Annotated in this window: 19 protein-coding genes; all 19 read left to right on the top strand. The window is 37.3% G+C overall.

The genetic code is table 11. The annotated features are described in order from the left end of the window. Positions 1–138 precede the first annotated feature (138 nt). The 19 genes from CSV79_RS04790 to CSV79_RS04700 all read left to right on the top strand — a co-directional run bounded on the left by CSV79_RS04790 (position 139) and on the right by CSV79_RS04700 (position 22,246). Complete coding sequence (locus CSV79_RS04790) at positions 139–1,338, top strand: dipeptidase (RefSeq protein ID WP_099687890.1); 1,200 nt, start codon at positions 139–141, stop codon at positions 1,336–1,338. An 82-nt stretch (positions 1,339–1,420) separates the two neighbouring features. Next, complete coding sequence (locus tag CSV79_RS04785; protein WP_099687889.1) at positions 1,421–2,182, top strand: SDR family NAD(P)-dependent oxidoreductase; 762 nt, start codon at positions 1,421–1,423, stop codon at positions 2,180–2,182. Between the two features lie 34 nt (positions 2,183–2,216). Then, positions 2,217–2,582, top strand: coding sequence for a hypothetical protein (locus CSV79_RS04780; RefSeq protein ID WP_099687888.1), 366 nt, complete (start codon positions 2,217–2,219; stop codon positions 2,580–2,582). A 58-nt stretch (positions 2,583–2,640) separates the two neighbouring features. Then, the gene (locus CSV79_RS04775) at positions 2,641–3,681 is read left to right on the top strand and encodes a TRAP transporter substrate-binding protein (RefSeq protein WP_099687887.1); all 1,041 of its coding nucleotides are present in this window, start codon (positions 2,641–2,643) and stop codon (positions 3,679–3,681) included. Between the two features lie 29 nt (positions 3,682–3,710). Next, on the top strand, positions 3,711–4,274 hold the full coding sequence (locus tag CSV79_RS04770; RefSeq protein ID WP_099687886.1) for a TRAP transporter small permease: 564 nt from the start codon (positions 3,711–3,713) through the stop codon (positions 4,272–4,274). 1 nt (position 4,275) lies between these two features. Continuing rightward, positions 4,276–5,565, top strand: a complete 1,290-nt coding sequence (locus CSV79_RS04765) for a TRAP transporter large permease (RefSeq protein ID WP_099687885.1) — start codon at positions 4,276–4,278, stop codon at positions 5,563–5,565. A gap of 171 nt (positions 5,566–5,736) precedes the next feature. Beyond that, on the top strand, positions 5,737–7,158 hold the full coding sequence (locus tag CSV79_RS04760; RefSeq protein ID WP_099687884.1) for an amidase: 1,422 nt from the start codon (positions 5,737–5,739) through the stop codon (positions 7,156–7,158). Between the two features lie 189 nt (positions 7,159–7,347). Beyond that, on the top strand, positions 7,348–7,854 hold the full coding sequence (locus CSV79_RS04755; protein ID WP_158232465.1) for a TRAP transporter small permease: 507 nt from the start codon (positions 7,348–7,350) through the stop codon (positions 7,852–7,854). An 11-nt stretch (positions 7,855–7,865) separates the two neighbouring features. After that, positions 7,866–9,182, top strand: coding sequence for a TRAP transporter large permease (locus CSV79_RS04750; protein ID WP_099687882.1), 1,317 nt, complete (start codon positions 7,866–7,868; stop codon positions 9,180–9,182). 37 nt (positions 9,183–9,219) lie between these two features. Beyond that, positions 9,220–10,230 (top strand): TRAP transporter substrate-binding protein DctP, encoded by a 1,011-nt coding sequence (dctP, locus tag CSV79_RS04745; protein ID WP_099687881.1) that lies wholly within the window; start codon positions 9,220–9,222, stop codon positions 10,228–10,230. Between the two features lie 161 nt (positions 10,231–10,391). Further along, positions 10,392–11,558 carry an MFS transporter gene (locus tag CSV79_RS04740; protein ID WP_099687880.1) on the top strand — a complete coding sequence of 389 codons (1,167 nt, stop codon included), beginning with the start codon at positions 10,392–10,394 and terminating at the stop codon, positions 11,556–11,558. Positions 11,559–12,497: 939 nt separating this feature from the next. Continuing rightward, complete coding sequence (locus CSV79_RS04735) at positions 12,498–13,271, top strand: class II aldolase/adducin family protein (protein WP_099687879.1); 774 nt, start codon at positions 12,498–12,500, stop codon at positions 13,269–13,271. 823 nt (positions 13,272–14,094) lie between these two features. After that, entirely contained in the window at positions 14,095–14,553 is a 459-nt protein-coding gene (locus CSV79_RS04730; protein ID WP_099687878.1) for an OsmC family protein, read from the top strand. A gap of 556 nt (positions 14,554–15,109) precedes the next feature. Continuing rightward, on the top strand, positions 15,110–16,285 hold the full coding sequence (locus tag CSV79_RS04725) for an acyl-CoA dehydrogenase family protein (protein ID WP_099687877.1): 1,176 nt from the start codon (positions 15,110–15,112) through the stop codon (positions 16,283–16,285). Positions 16,286–16,347: 62 nt separating this feature from the next. Then, positions 16,348–17,415: a TRAP transporter substrate-binding protein DctP gene (dctP, locus tag CSV79_RS04720; protein WP_099687876.1), complete on the top strand. Its 1,068-nt coding sequence runs from the start codon at positions 16,348–16,350 to the stop codon at positions 17,413–17,415. Between the two features lie 274 nt (positions 17,416–17,689). Then, positions 17,690–18,355: an AMP-binding enzyme gene (locus CSV79_RS17400; protein ID WP_369824920.1), complete on the top strand. Its 666-nt coding sequence runs from the start codon at positions 17,690–17,692 to the stop codon at positions 18,353–18,355. Positions 18,356–18,491: 136 nt separating this feature from the next. Continuing rightward, positions 18,492–20,105: a long-chain-fatty-acid--CoA ligase gene (locus tag CSV79_RS04710; RefSeq protein ID WP_099687875.1), complete on the top strand. Its 1,614-nt coding sequence runs from the start codon at positions 18,492–18,494 to the stop codon at positions 20,103–20,105. 115 nt (positions 20,106–20,220) lie between these two features. After that, a complete protein-coding gene (locus CSV79_RS04705; protein ID WP_099687874.1) occupies positions 20,221–21,201 on the top strand; it encodes an MBL fold metallo-hydrolase in 981 nt (326 codons plus the stop codon). Between the two features lie 64 nt (positions 21,202–21,265). Continuing rightward, positions 21,266–22,246: an NAD(P)H-dependent flavin oxidoreductase gene (locus CSV79_RS04700; protein ID WP_099687873.1), complete on the top strand. Its 981-nt coding sequence runs from the start codon at positions 21,266–21,268 to the stop codon at positions 22,244–22,246. Positions 22,247–22,291 lie beyond the last annotated feature (45 nt).

Genomic DNA, 22,291 nt, shown 5'->3' with positions numbered 1-22,291 from the left:
AGAACCGTTGTCATTGGAAAATGAATCGCTAAAAACGTTGTATAGTGAAGGGCTTTATGATGACAATGAGAAAAAGTGGCAGGAAGCATTCCCGCTAAAAGAACGATTTGAAAAGAAAAAACAGGCAGTAGAACAGTAATGAATAAGAAACAATACGAGGGATATACATCATTTAGCTATTTAAAAGCAAACAAAGACTATAAACAGTATGAGCTGGCAACAGATCTAAATCGTATTCCCGCTTATTCTCTTCATCTAACAGCAGATGAAGAGAATAAGTTAAATGAAATCATGACGAATAATCCAATTGTTTCGCTTAGGGATCACGGATTTATTGTACCTAAAAAATATGAGGATATTGTGCCTTATTGCGGAGAATTACATACATTTTTTCATTACGAGGGAATCGCCAATTCGGGAATCGATATCATTTTTGAAAACTTTATGGATGGAATTTCTACAATTACATCAAAGAATGGTTTGAAGTGGGACGATGTCATCTACCTACTTGGTATGAGATATGCAGATATTCAACGTCAAAATACAGTTTCCGTTGCGCGATCTTACAGCGACCTAACCAATGCCAAGCAGTTGAAACAAACGGCACTCTTACCTTCTTTAGAGGCAGCAAGCATCCTTGAAAATGAACTGGATCGTGTAGATATTCTCTACGGCTTCGGGATTAGATGTATGGGCATCACGTATAACGAAGCAAACACCCTTGGTTCAGGACTTATCGAGCGACGTGACGGTGGTTTAACTAACTTTGGGCGTCGTGTTGTTGAAAGAATGAATACATTGGGCATGATCATCGATATTTCTCATTGTGGAGACCAAACAAGTTTAGATGTAATTGAGGAAAGTCGGGACCCCGTTCTTATGACACATGCGGGAGCGCGTACTTTATGGAATACGCCAAGGATGAAACCAGATCATGTGTTACAAGCTTGTGCTGAAAAAGGTGGAATCATTGGGGTCTGTGCTGCACCGAATACGACTTTAACTAAAAGTTCATCGAAACACTCGATACACTCAGTAATGGAACATGTTGAGTATCTCGTAGATCTAGTTGGAATAGATCATGTCGGTTTTGGCCCGGATACATTTTTTGGAGATCATGTAGCATTACAACATGCGTTTGATGATATGTTGGGTATTTCAGTTTCACATAGCGGAGAAGAATTTAAAGAATCACCTTACGTTGAAGGGCTTGAAAACCCTTCGGAAGCAATGAAGAATATGATTGGTTGGATGATAAAAAAGAATTATTCAATTGAAGATATTGCTAAAGTTTCTGGTCAAAATGCTATGAAGGTTATGAAGGGAATTCTAATTTGATTTAGCATAAGTACAATTTAAAAGTTGGTTGCCAGAACGCAAAGATGTAGTGAATTAAACGAAGATAGGGGCAATTATAACTGTGCAAAAAAATTCGGTGAATCAAGTAGCTATTGTAACAGGGGCTGGCCAGGGTTTGGGTCTCGCCATTGCTAAAAACTTTCTTTTGGAAGGGAAGCGTGTTGTTTTTGTTGATGTAAATGAACAGTTGTTAAATGAAGTGAAGACATCAGATACAGTAAGCCAATATGACACTTCCAAAACAATGTTTCTAACTATTGATGTATCAAATGTAAGCGCAATTAAGGAAAGTGTGCAGACTATAGTTAAGCGTTGGGGAAGAATTGATATTTTAATAAATAACGCTGGCGTGCGAAAAGAGACTTCAGTTGAAGAAATATCGGAAGATGAATGGAATTTAATTTTATCCGTCAATCTTGGAGGAACATTTTTCTACTCTCAAGCTGTGCTAGATACGATGAAACAACAAAAAAGTGGACGTATTATTAATATTTCATCTTTTGGTGGGCAAGCAGGGCCACTTTCATCGGGGGCACATTATTGTGCTTCAAAAGCAGGGCAACTTGTACTTACAAAATCTTTCGCTAGATCATTGGCTGGACAAGGCATCACAGTTAATGCGGTTGCACCGGCAGCTATTCAGACACCGGAAATGGATAATATCGGTCCGGATAAATTGGAAAAAATGAAAGAAAGTATACCGGTACAAAGATTTGGAGACGTAGAGGAAGTTGCTAGTATGGTTTCATATCTTGCTTCAGATGCTGCTAGTTATATTACAGGTTCCACCTTTGATATTAACGGCGGATTATTCATGCGATAAATATATCTATATATACTAAAAGGAGCTGGAAAAATTGAAGAAAATTGTACATGGTGCACCACAAATACCGAATCCACTAAGAGTTTTTATAACGTTTGAATCAACTGGGTGGTTTGATACGACGCAGGAACAAAAGGAAAAAGAACTTTTACCTAAATTGAAATCTATTATAGAAGAATGGGAAAGTAATGGATCAGAACTATTGGGAACGTTCGACCGGGATATCTTAACAGCAGGACACGCGGGTCCAACACATTGGCATGCATGTTTTCTTTACAACGTACCTGATTTGCAAACAGTTACAAATATGACACATTCATTCCGTGAAGCAGGAATAGATCGGTATTTCCGACTAGAAGCTTCAATTGGACGACCATTTTTCTTGGTAGAAAATCAATAAGTAGTAATAAAGTGATTGAAAATTGTCTTATATACTTTTTAAAAAGAGGAGTGAAAGAATGAGAAGGTTGCTCATTACAATGTCATTAGTTCTATTCGTCATGATTCTATCAGCGTGCGGTGGAAATGAAGAGAAAGCAAGCGCGAAAGAAGATAAGGGTGTTATTAAACTGAGTTATGCTTTTTTTGCACCACCTAATACATTTCCGGCTATTCAAATGGAAGAGTGGAAAAAACGTCTAGAGGAAAGAACAGATGGGAAAGTCCAGATTGACTTATTTTCCGGTGGAACCTTACTTGAAGCTAATAATATGTATGATGGGGTTGAAAATGGGACGGCTGATATAGGTTTAACTTCTACATCCTATGAACCAGGTAGATTTCCACTGTTGTCGATATCAGATATGCCGTCAGGGTATAAAAATGCGAAAGTTGCCAGCAACGTTACAGCTGATTTAGTAAATGAGTATCCACCAGAAGCACTTAATAACTTTAAGATCATTACCACATTTGCAACGGAACCAGCATATATACAAAGTAAAAAACCTATAAAATCTTTAAGTGATTTAAAAGGAAAGCAGTTGCGTATAGCAGGTGCTCTTTCACCGATTATGGCGGAACTTGGTGCTGCACCTGTTGGAATGTCTCAGGCAGAAGTTCCGGAAGCGCTGCAAACGGGAATTGTAGAAGGTTACGTATCCTCTAGGGAAATTCTTAAAGATTCCAAACTTGCAGAATCAGTAGGCTATGTTACAGATTATCCATTGGCATTAAATACATTTATTGCTGTGATGAACAAAGACAAATGGGATTCACTTCCTGAAGATGTTCAACAAGTAATTGAAGAATTGAATGCTGAAATGACAGCGTTTACTGGAGACTACTTAGACAATCATGTTCAAGAATCATTGGATTGGAGTGTAGATACTGAAGGTCTAGAAATTATTAAGTTGTCTAAAGAAGAAAAGCAAAAGTGGGATAAAAAACTTATTGATATGCAAAAAGAAGTTGTTGGAGAATTACAAAATGAGGGACTTCCAGCAGAAGAGTATTTGAGCAAAATGGAAGAACTAATCGAGAAATATAACAACGCTGATTGAGTTATTCCTTTAGATTTGGAGGTTCAGAAATGAGAAACGATCAACTAGTAGAATTCGATATTGAAAGCGCTTCACCCGACGAGAGAATATATAAAGAAAAAGTAACCTCTTCATCAAATCTATTTTTTAAGGCTACTGACTATTTAAACCAGTTTCTAGCTGTTATTGCTGGCGTAGCTCTACTATCGATGATGTTATTGATTGTATTTAATTCTATTAAGCGTATTTACTCGGATCCAATTGCAGGAACAGTGGAGATTGTTAGTTGGCTTGGGGCAATTACAGGTATTTTTGCCCTAGGTTATACTCAACTAAATAAGGGACATGTCTATATAGATATGTTATTAGATAAGTTTCCCGCTATGTTACAAAGAGTGATTCACACTATCGTAAATGTTTTGAGTGCTATCTTCTTCCTCGTAGCAGCTTGGCAACTTTTGTTGTATGGTCTTAAACTGCAAAGTGACGGGATAGTTTCTCAAACTATCCAATTTTCATTTTATCCACTTGTTATCTTAAGTTCGATTGGTTTCATCGGGTTAGTTTTAGCTATTACGAAAGAGACGGTTTTGATTTGGAAGGAGGCATCCTAAAATGGATATGAATTTACTGGCAGTATTGGGGATACTAACGTTATTCTTATTTATGTTTTTGCGGATGCCGATTAGTTTTTCAATGTTTATTGTTGGGTTTATCGGCCTCGTAGTTGCTGTTTCGCCCAAAGCAGCATTTAACGTTTTAAGTGCTGATTTATGGAACCAATTTTCTAGTTACTCTTTAAGTGTAATTCCGTTATATATATTAATGGGAGAAGTTGTATTTAGAACAGGGATTACTGAGAAAATGTTTGAATCTGCTTATAAATGGGTTGGACATTTTCGTGGCGGAATGGCAAGTACGACCATTTTGGCAAGTGCCGGATTTGCTTCTATCTGCGGATCAAATTCAGCAACTGCTGCAACAATGGGGACGATGGCCCTTCCAGAGCTTGACAAATATAAATACGATAAGGCTCTTAGTACTGGAAGTATTGCTACAGGCGGGACACTTGGTATTATCATCCCGCCAAGTACAGTATTAATCGTTCTTGCATTGCAGATGGAGGTATCGGTTAAAGACCTGTTTGTAGCGAGTATTATACCAGGGATTTTCTTAACTACACTCTTGATTGTAACAATTATCTACCTATGTGCGAAATCTCCACAACTTGGACCTGCCGGTGAAAGATCTAGTATAAAAGAAAGACTTTTTTCTTTAGTAGGTGTTATTCCTGTAGCGGGGCTGTTTATCTTTGTGATCGGAGGGTTATTTTTCGGTCTTTTCACACCGACTGAATCGGGTGCATTTGGTGCATTTGGTGCAATTATTATTTCCTTAGTAATGGGGAAAATGAATCGAAAAAATTTCCATGCCGCGATGGCAGGTACTCTTCGTTCATCTTCTATGGTGTTAATGCTCGTAGTGGGAGCACTGGTGTTCGGACGATTTTTAACGGTTACAAGACTACCGTATGCGGTAGCTGAATGGGTGACAAATCTTCCGGTTCCTCCAGTCTTTGTGCTAATTGCTATTTTGATTGTATATGTCATTGGTGGTTCCATCATGGATGCACTTGGATTTTTAATTATCTCAATTCCAATTTTTTATCCGACAATATTAGCACTAGGTTACGATCCTATTTGGTTTGCAGTCCTACTTTGTGTCGTGACAAGTATGGGAGCTATTACGCCGCCAGTTGGTGTAAACGTTTTTGTTGTACAGGGACTGACCAAGGAGACACCGATCACCACCGTATTCAAGGGAGCATCGTACTTTCTAGTTGCGTATATAGCATTTATAGCACTACTCATCATGTTCCCACAAATTATATTATTTTTAGTGTAGCATTGTGATTTAAAAGTTGCGTGCCGTACTACTAGCTAACTAGTTGAAAGGAGGATTTTCAAATGAATCTAACTGATTACTTAATGAATGTTATTGGAATAGAAAAGTCAGAGCTTTTATTTGGGGAACCTGCATTTACTTTTTCGCTTGAAAGTTTCGAGGAGGATACTAATGAGTGATCTTCTATTTGAAAGTATTGAGACAGTAGGTTCGATGATTAAAAGAAAAGAAATATCTCCTGTAGAATTAACTAAATTATCGCTTGGACAAATCAATAAATATGATTCCACACTGACAGCATTCATAACAGTGATGGAAGAAGAAGCGATGGAACAAGCGAGAACTTTAGAAGCGGAGCTACAAAATGGTATAGTCCGTGGGCCGTTGCATGGTATACCTATTGCTGTGAAGGATTTATTACAAACAGAAGGAGTTCGTACGACGGGTGGTTCAAAAATCTTTCAAGAGTGGATACCAGACGAAGATGCTACTTCTGTTCAAAAAATGAAGGAAGCTGGAGCCATTATTATAGGAAAAGCAAACCTTCACGAATTTGCTATGGGAGCCACAACTGAAAATCCTCATTACGGAAGCGCAAAGAATCCATGGGACATAACCAAAATACCAGGCGGTTCTAGTGGGGGATCAGCTATCGCAACAGCGACAGGAATGGCTTATGGTTCGATCGGAACAGATACTGCCGGTTCTGTCCGGCTGCCTGCAGCAATGTGTGGAACGGTTGGATTTAAACCTACATATGGACTAGTCAGTCGGCACGGAGGATTCCCATTTAGTTGGTCACTTGATCATGTGGGACCAATGACGAGAACGGTAAAAGATGCTGCCATTATGCTTGAGGCTATGAAGGGCTTTGACCCTAAGGATCATTCTTCAGTAAAGAAAAATCATTCAGTTTACTTTAAAGAATCGTTACAGAACTTGAATGGAATTACTTTAGGATTTTATGAGCCCTATATGTATTCAGGAATTGATCTAGACGTGAAGCGGGTAATTGAACAAGCTTTCGACCATTTAAGATCCCTTGGAGCTAAAATTGTTCCAATTGATTTACCTGGAATTAATGAGGCGCTTGAAGGGTTAAAAACGATTGCTCAATCAGAGGTAGTTTCTTTCCACAATCCTCTACTAAAAAAGCATGGGGAACTATATGGAGATGATTTAAAGTTCCGTTTCCAATTTGGTCGTGATATTTCAGCTACAGCTTATATGAATGCACAGCGTACGCGAAAACAATTCGTGGAAACAACTATAAAACAAATGATAGGAATTGATGCACTTGTCGGTCCGACGAACGTCCAACCACCGTTCGATATAGGTACAATGGTTCCTGAACAGGCGATAAGCAATATGTTTACGCTGGGTAAAACACCACTTGCAAACATACTAGGTTTTCCAGCACTATCTGTTGCTTGTGGGTTTACAAATGCGCGGCTTCCAGTCGGACTTCAACTAATTGGAAAACCATTTTCAGATAAAAAGATTCTCGAAATTGGCGATTGTTACGAACAATCTGAACGATGGGTGCAGGCGCTGAAAATGAATAGGAACTACTTTAAAGTAAATCAAGTGTAGAAGAAAACGAGACTTATAAAAGGTAAGAATCTACGAAAAGTAGAAGCTTACCTTTTCTTCATTTAAATAATGATTTTTCAAAACTGACCGGGTATTTTAGGTTTAATTTTATTTTGAACCCAATAAATAGTCTAACGAAGTGTAATACGTTCGGATTGAGTGAATGGGCGAGTGAAGGAGGGGATGAATGTGCTGTTAAGAATAAATAAGCTTTTAGATTCTATCATAAATTTTATGGCTACGTTGGGTAGAATCGTAATCATCGTTATTAGTTTATTGATCATCGTTGATATTGTTTCATTAAAGTTTTTTAGTTATCAATTTTCTTGGATCTTGGAGGTTTCCGAGTATCTTTTAGTGCTTTTAACTTTTCTTGGCGTAGCTTGGTTATTAAGAGAAGATGGGCATATTAAATTAGACTTACTGTTAAATAGACTAAGTGAAAAAAATAGAACACGTATGGAGATAGTGAATTCGTGCATAGGAGCCATCATCTCCTTGATTATTACGGTATATGGATTTTTGACAACTTGGAACTTACATTTGAGGGATATAAAGACCGAGACTATTTTAGAAATCCCACGTTCCTTACTAATCATCGTCATTCCAATTGGTTTTCTATTTGTCTTCATACAATTCATTCGAAATCTCCTATCTGCGATCAATAAACTTAAATTAAAAAGTGAGGAAAGCTAGGGGGTAATTAGATGGAATGGTGGGGAGTTTTAGCACTTGTATTTGGGAGTATGTTTATTTTATTCATGATAGGATTACCAATTGCATTTTCATTTTTAACCATTAATATTGTAGGCGTCATAATTTTATGGAACGGTGAAGCGGGGCTCAACCAACTTATCTTAAATATATTTTCTTCCGTTTCTAAGTTTTCTTTGTTGCCTATTCCTATGTTTATCTTAATGGGTGAGATTATGTTTCGAACGGGATTAGGTTTTAAAGTTTTTGATGCCGTCGGAAAATGGTTTGGGAATTTGCCTGGTAGGCTAAGTATCGTTGCTGTTGGAAGCGGAACCTTATTTTCAGTTTTAAGTGGTTCAAGTGTAGCGAGTACAGCTTTACTGGGATCATTATTAGTTCCAGATATGCAGAAAAAGGGGTATAGTCCCGCAATGACTGTTGGACCGATTCTTGGGAGTGCAGGTCTTGCCACTATGATTCCGCCGACAGCATTAGGTATATTGCTCGCTTCACTTGCATCAATCCCTGTCGGACATTTTCTATTTGCAATTGTTGTACCGGGTCTTTTATTGGCAGCTATATTTGTCCTATATATTATTATTAGATGTTACTTGCAGCCGGGGCTAGCTCCTGCCTATGACGTCGAGAAAGTACCTTTGTCTGAAAAGCTAATAGGAACGATTAAATATATTTTGCCGCTTGGATTGATCGTGTTCCTTTTATTAGGTGTTATTATAATTGGAATTGCAACGCCGACCCAAAGTGCTGTTTTAGGAGCATTGGGAACCATTGTACTGTCCTATTTTTACGGTGGCCTAAATTGGATGAAGTTCTGGGAATCGCTTACTGGAACATTAAGGTCCAGTGTTATGATCTTTATGATTATTATTGGATCTACTACATTTGGTCAAATTTTAAGTTATACGGGTGTAACGCAAGGTCTTGTACAACTTGTCGGAAGTTTAGAATTTCAACCTATTATTATTTTAATAATCATTCAAATCGTGTTACTAATACTGGGCTGCTTTATGGAACCTTTATCAATTATGATGATGACGCTTCCAGTGCTGATGCCAATTGCAAGCGCGATGGGTTTTGACCCTTTATGGTTTGGGGCAATTATGCTTCTTAATATGCAAGTCGCAACAATTACACCACCTTTTGGTATGGATCTTTTTGCAATGAAAGCAGTGATTCCAAAAGATTCTATATCAATGAAAGAGATCTACAGAGCAGTCATTCCGTTTATTTTATTGAACTTAGCGATAATGGCACTAATGATTATATTCCCATCATTAACTTTGTGGTTACCAAGCTTTGTTAAATAACATTTAATTAGTATGAATAAAAAGTAGGAGGAGAAAAATGATGAAAAACTTAAAAATGTATCTGTCGATTATACTTATGCTACTAGTCATCCTTTTGACGGCATGCTCTGGTGAAAATGGAGAAATGAATGGCAGTGATTCGAAGGGTGTGACATTGAATGCTGTTAGTTTTTTACCAAAAGATCACCCGTTAACTGCAACGCTTTATGATTGGATTGACTCGGTTGAAGACGCAACAGACGGCAGAGTGAAGGTGAATTGGCGTGGTGGCGCCGACGTCATCCCGATTGGCGAGCAATTTGAAGCGATGAATTCTGGTGTAATGGATATTAACTTTACTTATATTGGACAATATCAATCACTTGCACCTGAAACGCTTAGTATAGCTTTATCGCAACTTACACCATGGGAAGAAAGAGAAAATGGATTTTATGATTTAATGGTAGATCAACATGAGATAATGAACGTTATGTATTTGGGTCGATGGTTAACAGGTTCGCCAAGGATGTGGTTAAACAAGCCAATTGATAGCGTTGATGATTTAAAAAACCTACCCATACGATCAGCTCCAAACTATACACGTTTTTTTGAGAAGCTTGGAATCGCTTCTGCAATGATTGATCCGTCAGAAGTTTATACTTCCCTACAAACAGGTGTTGTTAAAGGATTTGTATATGGTGGATTTAATGGACCTAGAAAAGATGGCTGGACCGATTCAACTAAGTACATTTTAGATCATCCATTTTGGACGCAAAACTGTACGATACTAATGAATAATGATAAATGGGATGAAATTTCAGCCGAAGATCGCGATGCAATTATTGCCGCAACAGCTGACTACGAGAAAGAGATGGTCGACTACTATAAAAAACTCGATAAAGAAGAAATTGCTGAATTGGAAAGAATTGGCGTTGAACTTTTCAAACTACCTAAAGCTGAGGAAGAGAAGTTTTTGAGTTTAGCGTATGATACCGAATGGGAGTACTTAGAAAAGGAAGTACCCGAATTAGTAGAAGAACTGAGAACATTAACGATTAAGGAGAAATAAACTTTCATAAGGTTACGCAATAGAGTATAAAGCCTTTGAAAGGATTGCTTTAGCGAAATAACAAATTCTACCCAATCAATTAGAAATTGATTGGGTAGAATTATTTAGTGGTTCAAAGTAGCTTTTTCAATGTTTTGTAATTTTTTGTGAGGTGAGTTTCAATGAGCAATAATTCTTTATGGACAAGAAACTTTTTATTAATTTCGGCAGCAAACTTCTTTTTTTTTGTAACGTATTTTGCACTTCTCGTTACCTTGCCAACCGTCGCAATCACGCATTATGGTTCGACAAGTACGGTAGCGGGATTATTTACCACTGTTTATATTGGCGCTGCAATTCTTATTAGACCTTTTATGGGGCTGTGGATTGAGACATATGGGAAACGTTTTATGTTGATTGTATCGCTAGTTCTTTTTACAACTGCTTCGTTTCTTTATAGTTTTTTCGACTCCATAACCCTACTTCTTATAATACGTTTCGTTCATGGTTTAGGTTTTGGAATGGCTACTACCATTACAGTAGTCTTTGTAGCCGATATTGTGCCAGAATTTCGAAAAGGTGAAGGAATGGGCTACTTTCTCTTATCGACTAATCTAGGAATGGTCATGGGTCCATTTGTTGGACTTACCATTTTGGATGAATTTAATTTATACATCTTACTTTGGGTAAGTGCTTTTTGTTCCTTAATTGCCTTTTTGTTTGGTTTAATGACACAACTGCCAGAAGAAAACCTTGTAAAATGCTCCGCTGGTGAAAAAAGAGCACCTTTATTTGAAAAGACTGCACTACGTATTTCTATTACGGGCGCATTTTTTGGAACCGCCTATGCATCCGTTCTATCTTTCATGGCGGTTTTCGCTGTAGAGCAAGGATTAGGAACAGAAGCTAGTTATTTTTTTGTAGTGTATGTTGTTATACTTCTGCTGACACGACCGCTTACGAGTAGATGGTATGATCAATATGGAGCCAATGCAATTATTTTCCCCGCGATTGTTTCATTTGCGGTAGGTATGCTCATTCTTGGTTTGACGACTAACGCCTTACTATTTTTTATCGCTGCTGCATTTATAGGGGGGGGCTGGGGTACACTTTTCCCGAGTTTTCAAACAGTAGTTATGCAAAACTCGGAACCGAAAAGGCGCCCTGTAGCATTGGCTACTTTTCTATCAATTTTTGATATTGGCATTAGTGGAGGATCACTTTTGGCTGGTGTGTTGATAGGTGTTATCAGTTTCAGCTCACTATACATATTCTATTCTATTTATATAGTGGCCGGACTTGCGGTGTATTATTGGGCTCAAAAGAAGAATTCTATTATATATAGGTAAGTGGGAAATATGTTCTTGTCAATGTTAGTTAAAATGACAGCAGTCAAGTACTAAATTCGATTGATAGTCTTCTTAGTGGAACTGCTGCTTTTACGAAAGGATAGTCAGTAGAGCTAAATCGAGTGGATATGAAAAACGGGAATGTATTGATTAGGCGGGAGAATAGCAAGCAACTGGTTTAGTTGTGAAGTTTTAAGAGCGTCAATTCCTTGGGGGGTGGCGTTTTTCAAATAAATAAAATATCTAAGTACTAAAAGATAGCAGAACGACCAGGATAATTATTTTTCTTCTATATAAAGCTCATAATTGATAAGTAGAGAACCTACCGCATGCGAAAATCATTTTCATATAACTATCTAAAATGTATTGACTTAAGAAGAATTGCAGATTAGACTATTAATAGAATTCATAGTTAACAGAGAATTAAGGGTAGAGTGATGTTTCGGAATAATTTAAAATGAGATGACGGTAAATATATTGTTGTTAGTAATAGTCTAGTACCTGTGTGGAAACAATCATGAACGTTTCATATGCAGGTACCTTTTAACAACCCGGTTATCTCAGTTATTAGGTTGTTTATAGAAAACGTTGGATTCTAAGTTTGCGTTTTCTGTTTTGTCTTTACGGTACCATTTCCTGGGGGGGAGCGGCGACTGGCAATGCCCTGTTAGATCTTTTCATTTTAAGTCTCTTGCTTAGTATTTATAGCATACTGAGGATTGAATTGAATAAAGACGAGGCTGTTGTCAGAGTGGAAAGTCGTGTTTGAAAATTACTGATATTTAATAAAAAGTTCTTATGTTGAATGAATTCGGAAGTTTAACATAAAACAATAAGTTGTATGTTAAACGGATTGTTTTCCATTATGATTACGTTTGGGAAACTTTACACGATTTAGGTTAACTATCAAATAATATTTTTATGGAGGTAAGAAACGTTATGAAAGCAGAATTTACTTTTCCAACACCACCAACGTTTGATACATATGAAGAAGAACGAGTGCATATAAAAGAGAGGTTAGCAGGGGCCTTTAGATTATTTTCAAGATTTGGTTTTGATAATGGCATAGCTGGACATATGACAGTTAGGGATCCTGAACATCCTGAATTATTTTGGGTTAACCCTTTTGGCAAACATTTCAGTCAAATGAAGGTGTCAGATTTAGTACTTGCTAATTTCAAAGGAGAAATTATCGAAGGGAAAAAAGATGCTGTCGTTAATGCAGCAGGGTTAGCAATCCACTCCCAAATTCATGAAGCATTGCCACATGTAAAGGCTGTTACCCATGCACATTCTACGTTTGGAACGACGTGGTCAGCACTAGGTAGACCATTGGATCCGATATCTCAAGATTCATGTGTCTTTTTTAATAGACATGGTCTATACGAGGAATTCAATGGAGTAGTGTTAGACTATAATGAAGGGAAAAAGTTAGGAGAATTACTTAAAAACCAAAAAGCATTGATATTACAAAATCACGGACTTTTAACTGTTGGTGAAACAATTGACGAAGCTGCTTGGTGGTTTATAACGATGGAGAAGTGTTGTCAACAACAACTATTAGCAGAGGCTGTGGGAACACCGAAAATTATTGATGATGCGGTTGCTGAAGATACAGCACAAGAATTAGGCACATCATTAGCGGGATGGTTTAGCTTTCAACCTCTATGGGAACGAATTACAAACGAACAACCAGATTTTCTAGAGAGATAAATTAGTTCTGTCGTTAATTTTTGGTGCCTGTGCATCAAACTATTACTTTTTTGAAACTCGACAATTACAGAACACTCTATAATGGCGTCACTTTGGAGCGTGAAAGGACTCACGTTAGGGGATACATCCTATTAAATATAAAACTCTGTTCGACGAGGTCCTATCCTATAATACGGCCTTAGACACCGAGTCTTATGTGATCTACGCTCCAGAGAGACGCCTGTTTTTTTCTTTAAAGTTGAGTACTTGCCTGAAAAATATAAACAATCATGAAAGTTCCGCGCACATATACCCTTTGATAAACGCCTCATACCACCTATCCAAAGCTCACTCATATTAACTCCCGTAAACACCTCCGCCAAAGGATAAAAACTCTCCTAATGATCTAACTCGATAATCTCTTTAATAACTTTCGGATGACTATCTACCAGTTTCGTAAATACAACTGCTTGCTCTTCGTATACATTAGCGCCTGATGTATGATTGACTATCACCAATGCCGATCATGTGATTCACTAGTCAGATGGTGGAATCTATCTGGAAAGTTAAGCTATAGACAGTGTGTAGAAAATTGGTCAGAAGAATGATGTGTTGTTAACCAAATCATAACGACTGATTAAGAATTTTCCCAATGGTACGGATGCTTGCTGAGAAATCTGATTTGCCTAAAGACATAGTCTTCCGTTTAATACGTAGTCATTGCAAAGAGAAGTAACATAAAAAGCTAACATATAGTTTAAATTTTCAAGTAACCATTCCATTAATTCATACTATATGTTACAATACCTATAATAATAGTATGGATTGAAAGGGGAAGATAAATATGTCAGCAAAAAATAGTACACTTGTAAAAATGGGTGCTGCAGCTTTATGGGAAGAAGGTATTCGATCGACGCATACGATTCGTAACTTTGAAGGATTTTCGATGGATGAGCCGACGGAATTGGGTGGAACGGATACGGGTGGTACGCCGCTTGAATATATGGCAGCTACGTTAAATGGATGTAAAGCGGTAATGGTTCCGTTAATTGCTAAGGAGCAAGGTTTTACTTTTACTGCTCTTAATTTTGATACGACGGGGATTGTCGATATTAGGGGCTTGATGGGGGAAGAGAACGTTAAGACGTACTTCCAAAAAATCCGCTTTACTTTGGAGATAGAAACGAAAGAATCGGATGAAGCGATTGAGCGTTTGAAAGCAGAAGTTGAGAGACGGTGCCCTGTGTATAATTTATTTACGGACGCGGGTATACCAGTGGATGCGAACTGGATAAAAAAATAATGCTTGTGTTGTATTCAGTGGTGCTTTTCGACAGACGGTTAAGGATCAGACGATGAAATGAATTGATGCATTAAAGAAACCTGTGTTAGAAAAAGTTGCGCTCAGTAAACAAGGCGCATTCTTTCTAGCACAGGTTTTATTTATGATTTAAGTTTCTAAACATATGAAGGATGTCTACCGTCATTTTGATAGGAGTAATTAGTATCTGTGGAAGAGTTGTAATACTTCAAGAAACTGCACTTCTATATTTTCTTGTACGTAATTTTTATGTGCTTCCAATTGTAGATGTTAACTGAAAGTAAAGAGTACCGAAGTAAGATTTTCTTCTCCTTAAATTAAAAGATTATTAGAATGATCTAGCGTTATGTAATAACTATATGAAAAAATCTAAATAATTTGTACATTTAGTACATAGCTAAATTTTTTAATTCATTTATTATTAGAATAACACGCTAAGTAATATGATTATTTTAAATAATCAGACTACTAGGGTTGGATGAATTAAGATACAACCTACCCTAATTAAAACAAATAATAGGAAAATGGAGTGATTAACTTGAACTTGAATTTAACTGACGAACAAAAAATGATACAAAGTACGATCCGCCGATTTGTAGAAAATGAATTGATTCCATTAGAAAATGATGTATTAAGGAATGAGCGGGAAGGAAAGCCGGGAGTTTCACCTGAAAAGTTAAGAGAATTACAACTGAAAGCGAAGGAATTTGGTTTCTGGGGTATTAATACGCCAGAAGAATATGGTGGTGCGGATCTAGGTCAAGTGATGATGGCGATCGTTACTATGGAAGTATCTAAAACCTTTGTTCCTTTTAAGTTTGGAGGAACTGCGGATAACATACTTTATTACGGTAATGAAGAACAGAAAAAGAAGTATTTGATACCAACAATTAATGGTGATAAAAAGTCATGCTTTGCTATGACGGAACCCGATGCTGGATCAGATACTAGAAATCTTAAGATGACGGCTGTTAAGGATGGAAACGAATGGGTATTAAATGGAGAGAAAACGTTTATTACTGGTGGAAATGAAGCGGATTTCACGATGGTGATTGCTATTACCGATAAAGAATTATATCAGAAGACGGGAAGAAATGGGGCAACTTGTTTTATTGTCGATCGGGATATGGGATGGAAATCGGAATACATTGACACAATGGGGGAGTGGGGACCTGCAGCTTTAATCTTTGATAATGTCCGCGTGCCTGAAGAAAACATCTTGGGAGAAATAAATGGTGGCTATAATTTAGGGCTTGAATGGATTGGCTTTGCAAGATGGCTAGTTGGTGCACGTGCTGTTGGGGCTGGAGAGCGCTTATTGAAAATGGCGATTGATTACTCAAAGGAACGACATACGTTTGGTAAACCGATTTCAGAAAGACAGGCAATTCAATGGCCAATTGCAGATTCGGCAGTTGAATTAGAGGCGGCGAAATGGCTCGTCCTTAATGCAGCATTTAGATTGGATGAAGGTGAAGACAATCGTCATGTTGCTTCAATTGCTAAATTATACGGCTCGAATATGGTCAATCGTGTAGTCGATCGAGTGTTACAGATTCATGGGGGGATGGGATATACACGAGAATTACCAATTGAGCGCTGGTACCGGGAAGTTAGGCTTTGGAGAATCTATGACGGTACAGACGAGATTTTACGTATGGTTATTGCTAGGAATTTGCTGAAAGAAAACGTGAGAGTTGGACAACTGAATTAATGCCTATAACCAGTTTACAAAATCAAGCATTATTATAACAAAAAAATCTAGGGGGAACCTAAATGAGAAAAAAGTACTCGCTAACTGTAATGCTTTTATTAGTCATGATAATCGCTGCTTGTTCAAGTGAAAAGATTGAAGAGAAAGAGGGTACAGAAAAGAAATCTGATAAACAACAAGAAAAAGTTGTACTGAAATTCGCCACACATAGCGCCGATAATAACCCGCTTGTTATCAATACACTTAAGCCATTTATGAAGCAAGTGGAAGAGTTAACGGACGGCCAAGTTGAATTTGAGTTTTATCCAGGAGAACAATTAGGTAAAGCGGCAGATTTATTAGATCTGACAAACGATGGTGTAACGGATATGGGGTATTACATTGCTGCTTATACGCCAAGTCAAATGCCGATTGCAAATGCGATTGGGCCTATTCCAGGAATATATACAAAGATATACGAAGGATCAATGGCTTTTCATGAACTTAGTAAACAAAGCCCGATGTTAGAATCAGATTTCTTAAGTAACGGAGTTCGGCCGCTTTTTTCTTATGTTAGTTCACAAACAGAGTTTTGGTCTAAAGGGGTAGAAATTAAAGTACCTAATGATTTAAAGGGATTAAAAGTTAGAGTAGCGGGTAACTTTGCAAATAAATCACTTGCGGCACTTGGAGCTACGCCTATTAATCTTCCTTTACAAGAGACGTATGAAGGGTTTCAAAGAGGTGTCTTTGATGTGAATAATATGAATACACCGTCCGTTAAAGATTTCGGCTTAGATGAAATCATTACGTACGGTACAAGTGGTACGGACTTCGGTAGTCTATTAACTGGAATTGTGATTAATGAAAAGAGATTTAACGAATTACCTGAAAACGTTCAAGAAGTACTTGTGCAGGTAGGAGACGAGTTTACTGCCAGTAGTGCCAAATTTTACGACGAATATACTGTGGGGCTAATTAAGGAATTTGAAGATGCAGGTATTACTATGCATGAATTAACGAAAGAAGAGAAGCAAGAGTGGAAGAAATTCTACGACACTAGTATTGAAAAATGGGTTGAGGATCAAAGTAGTGATGATTTTCATGAAGCTCTTGAAATATTTAAAGAAGCAGTAGAGAAGTATAAGTAAATGGATTATCTAAAGACATATACAACTAACTAGAAGGGTTCGTTGTTGAAAAAGAGTGAGTGATAGATAGTTGGAAGGGAGACTGAAATGTCCAAGCCATGATATCCTTTTTATCCTGAAAACGTGTCTAGTGAACTTGAAATTCCGACCATATCATTATATGAATTATTATCTTCAGCAGCAGAAAAAATCCAAATACGATAGCAATAGTTGACGGAATCTATGAACTTACTTACGATGATTAAAAAAACAGACCGCTCTATTCGCAGCCGCATTGTTTAGACGTGGTTTTCGCAAAGGCGATCGAATGGCAATCATGCTACCAAACAGCGTAGAGTATGTAATCGCTTACTTTTCTGTTCAACGTTTGGGTGGGATTGTTTGTCAGGTGAATCCTATGTATCAGCCGTTTGAGTTAGATTCTATTTTGCAAGATTCTAAAGCTGAGTGGTTTATTAGTTATAAAGAACAGCAGGATAAACTAGAAAATCTGAATATCGCAAGAAAACTAGTAGTAGTTGTTGCAGATCGTGAAAGTGCAGATAAAGATACTATGTACAAATGGATACGAGAAGAAAATAATAAGTTGCCTGAAATTGAAATTAATCCAGACAAGATTGTTGCGGTGCTTCAATATACGGGTGGCTACAATATATATCCTGGAGAAATTGAACAAGTCTTATATGAACATCATGCGGTTTTGGAGGTTTGTGTGTATGGTGTTCCTGACCCGTATCGAGGTGAGACGGTCAAAGCCGCTATTGTGCTTCGTAAGTCAGTAAGCGTTACGAAAGAGGAAATCATGGAATGGTGTACTGTCCGAGTGGCGAGGTATAAAGTACCACGCATAATTGATTTTAGAAGTCATTTACCTAAAATTGCGGTCGGAAAAATATTGCGACGGTCTTTAGTAGAAGAAGATGCTAAGAAGCATATGTAAATTTAAAATGAGGTTAAAAATAAGAAAATATTTCAAGGGCTATCTGAAAGTATTAAGGGAATCACGATCGAGCAGGTAATGAGATATCTGCAGACAATCCGAATTAAAAGATGAAAGTGCTGAGGAGGTTTATTATATGAGTAAGCGTTGGTATCCTTTTAATCCTGAAAATGTTCCTTGTGAAATAAAATTGCCCGAAGTATCGATATATAATCTATTGGAAGACTCTGCCCTAAAATTCCCTCAACATACAGCAGTAATTGATGGGGAGAAAAAATTGACATACAGTGAATTGAAAAAGGCCGTTGATCATTTAGCAGCTGCACTTCACCATAAAGGGTTTAAAAAAGGGGACCGGATTTGTGTGATGCTCCCCAACTGTAAAGAGTATATTATAGCTTCCTATGCTATTCACCGATTGGGTGGTGTGATTGTTCAGGTGAATCCTATGTACCAGCTGGCTGAATTAAAGTATGTCTTTAAAGATTCAGAAGCTAAATGGCTCATTAGCAGGAGTGAACAGCAACAGAAAGTAGAAGAAATTGGTGTGTCTGATGAATTTATAATGATTGAAGCTGATGATAAAGCTAGTGACAAGCCGAATAATATGTACAATTGGATTCAAGAGGAAAGAGATGAATTGCCGGCACATGAAATACAATCAAAAATAGATATTGCATTGCTTCAATATACGGGTGGAACGACAGGGTATCCAAAAGGGGCAATGCTCACCCATTTTAATATAGTGAGTAATATTTATCAAAGTTATGTCGCTTACGCAGGAGTATACGAGCGGGGCGGTGAAATCGTTTTGGGTATTGCGCCAGTGTATCATGCAATGGGAATGATGAATATGAGTGTGACGATATTTAGCGGTTCCACTTATGTTGCGGTGGAACAATTTAATATAAACAAATTACCCCATTTAATTCGAAACTATAAGATTACTACTCTAAGTGGATCACCTACTATGTATATTGCATTGTTGCGTCATCCTGATATACAGACAGGTGATTTAGATTCTTTAAAAATATGTACTTGCGGTTCATCGCCGATGCCTGTAGAAGTGATGAATGAATTTGAACTTAGATCTGGAGCTAGAATAGTGGAAGCTTATGGATTAACGGAAGCTACAACAGGTGTATGTCGAAATCCAATGGTAGGGATACGGAAGGTAGGCAGTATTGGCATACCTTATCCGAATACGGATATAAAAGTAGTCGACATTGAGACTAGAACGACTGAAGTGCCTGTCGGTGAACCGGGAGAACTGATTATTAAAGGACCACAAATAATGAAAGGGTATTGGAAAAATCCAGAGGAGACAGAGTATACAATTCGAAATGAGTGGTTGTATACAGGAGACATAGCTACGATGGATGAAGACGGATATTTTTACATTGCTGGTAGATTAAAAGACCTGATTATTAGTGGCGGATATAATATTTATCCAGCGGAAATTGAAAATGTGCTTTATGAGCATCCAGCTATTTCGGAGGCTGTAGTGTATGGCGTTCCAGATTCATATTACGGAGAGGTCGTAAAGGCAGCTGTAGTTCTAAAACAACATATGATCACAACAGAAGAAGAGATTATATCTTGGTGTAATGAACGATTAGCTAAATACAAATATCCACGTCTGATTGATATTAGAGATAGTTTGCCTAAAACAACAGTTGGGAAAATACTTCGCCGTGTACTTGTTGAGGAAGAAAAAGAAAAGTTTAATGCTCCGAATAGTAATAGCTGAAAGTAATCTATGTCCAGTGAAAAATATCGATAATAAAAACACTAAAACTAGCTCAATCCTTAGGATCGATAGTTTACTCTCTTTATCCCTATAAGAAAAAACGGAGGTGAAGATAATGGTCTATAAAAAAATAGGTCCCGTAGAGATTATGGGTGATAATGGAGGTCGAGTTCCTTTATCAACATCCCTTATTATAACTGGAAATGAAGATTCTACTCTTATTGATTGTGGCTCAGGTCAGAAGACATTTGATTATATACAAAAGAATCATAAAGTCAATACGATATATTTGACTCATCATCACATTGATCATGTTTGGGGAGCACAGTTGTTTCCAAATGCTGAAAAATTGATTAACAAATATGATATAGAAAAAATTGCTGATTATCATGAACTTGCAAAATCAGAAGGTTTATATGCGGTATACGGTAAAGCTGATATAGATAAATGGATACAAGATCTTAAGGAAAAAACATACTGGGATACTGTTGTTGAACCCAAAGTATTAAACGTTTCTAAAACTCATGAATACAACCAGGTGATTGATCTGTCAGGCGTGGATGTTATGTTTATTCATGCGCCTGGACATACGGAGGGATTTTGCACTCCGTACATATTAGATTATGGAATACTTCATGTTGGAGATATTGATTTGACTTCTTTTGGTCCGTATTATGGCGATGCAGAGAGTAATATTGATCAATTTATCAAATCAGCCAAGAAGACACTTGATGTAGATGCTAAATACTTTGTAACCTCGCATCATAAGGGGATTTTTTTACGTGATGATTATGAACGGGAATTAGAAAAGTATCTCTCTATCATTGAACGAAAAGAAGAAAAAATTAAAAAACTTGTAAAAAGCGGTTGTTTACCAAAGGATTTAATTCATCAAGAGATTTTTTATTATAAAAGTCAATCTGAGCATAATCTTGTTCGAAGAAAAACTGAGATTGTAAGTATAGTTAAACACTTGAAAAGACTGATCGATCATGGTGAACGTTTTACAGATTACTTGGAAGACTTTATTCGAATTAATAATATAAACGAAGAATATATAGAATACTCCAGTTTCTCGGATAAACATAGATGTTAGAAGCTTAGAATATGGTATTGAATAGTTAAGAAAACCGTCTGGCGATAAGGGGAGGCTTAAAAAGATGATAATGGTGAATGTGGAGACAATTCTCCAACGAACAACATTACCGGTTATTGTAGCACCGATGTTTCTTGTTTCAAGTACAGAATTAGTTATTGAGGCGTGTAAAGCGGGAACTATTGGTACCTTTCCTTTATTAAATGCCCGTACTACAGAAGATTTGGAGCAATGGATGAAGGTGATTGTTGAAGAGCTGAAAAAAGCAAGAATTGAGCAACCTGACCGAAAAATTGCTCCATGGGGTATTAATCTTATTGTTCACAAGTCGAATAAAAGACTTGACGCTGATATAGAGTTACTAAAAGAATATAAACCACCTATTGTGATTACATCACTAGGGAACCCAGAACCTATCGTTAAGATAGTGCATGCGTATGGTGGGCTTGTATTCTCTGATGTTGTTTCGATTAAACATGCAAAAAAGGCAGCACAAGTAGAAGTTGATGGCTTAATCCTTGTTTGTAATGGAGCGGGCGGGCATGGAGGAACGTTAAATCCGATAGCTTTTATGGCTGAAGTTAAAGAATTTTGGAGTGGTATCACCATTCTTTCGGGCTGTATTGCAAATGGACAAGATATTTTAGCAGCTCAAGCGTTGGGAGCGGATTTTGCCTATATTGGTACTCGGTTTATTGCTACTCAAGAGTCATTAGCAATTGATGAGTATAAACAGATGCTTGTTGACTCGGACGCATCCGATATTATTTATACGGATGCTGTGACAGGGATTAATGGAAATTACCTAATCCCCAGTATTCAAAATGCGGGATTGGATCTGACAAAGCTCGAGGGATTAAAAGAGTATGACACCGATCGGAATAAAAAAGGGGCTAAGGCTTGGAAGAACATTTGGGGTGCTGGGCAAGGTGTTGGTTCTGTAAAGGATATACAACCTGTTGCCAAAGTAGTCGAGGAAATGAAAACAGAATATGAATTAGCTTTACAATCATTGCTTGCTAAGAAAATAAAAACTTACCAGTAATCGTAGGATAAATTGAGAAATGCAATTAGTTAGAGGTAGTTAAAA

Origin of the sequence: Sporosarcina sp. P13 (genome assembly GCF_002743055.1) — a bacterium.
In the GTDB taxonomy this organism is placed as follows: Bacteria; Bacillota; Bacilli; order Bacillales_A; family Planococcaceae; genus Sporosarcina.
This window is presented reverse-complemented; position numbering and strand designations above follow the sequence as displayed.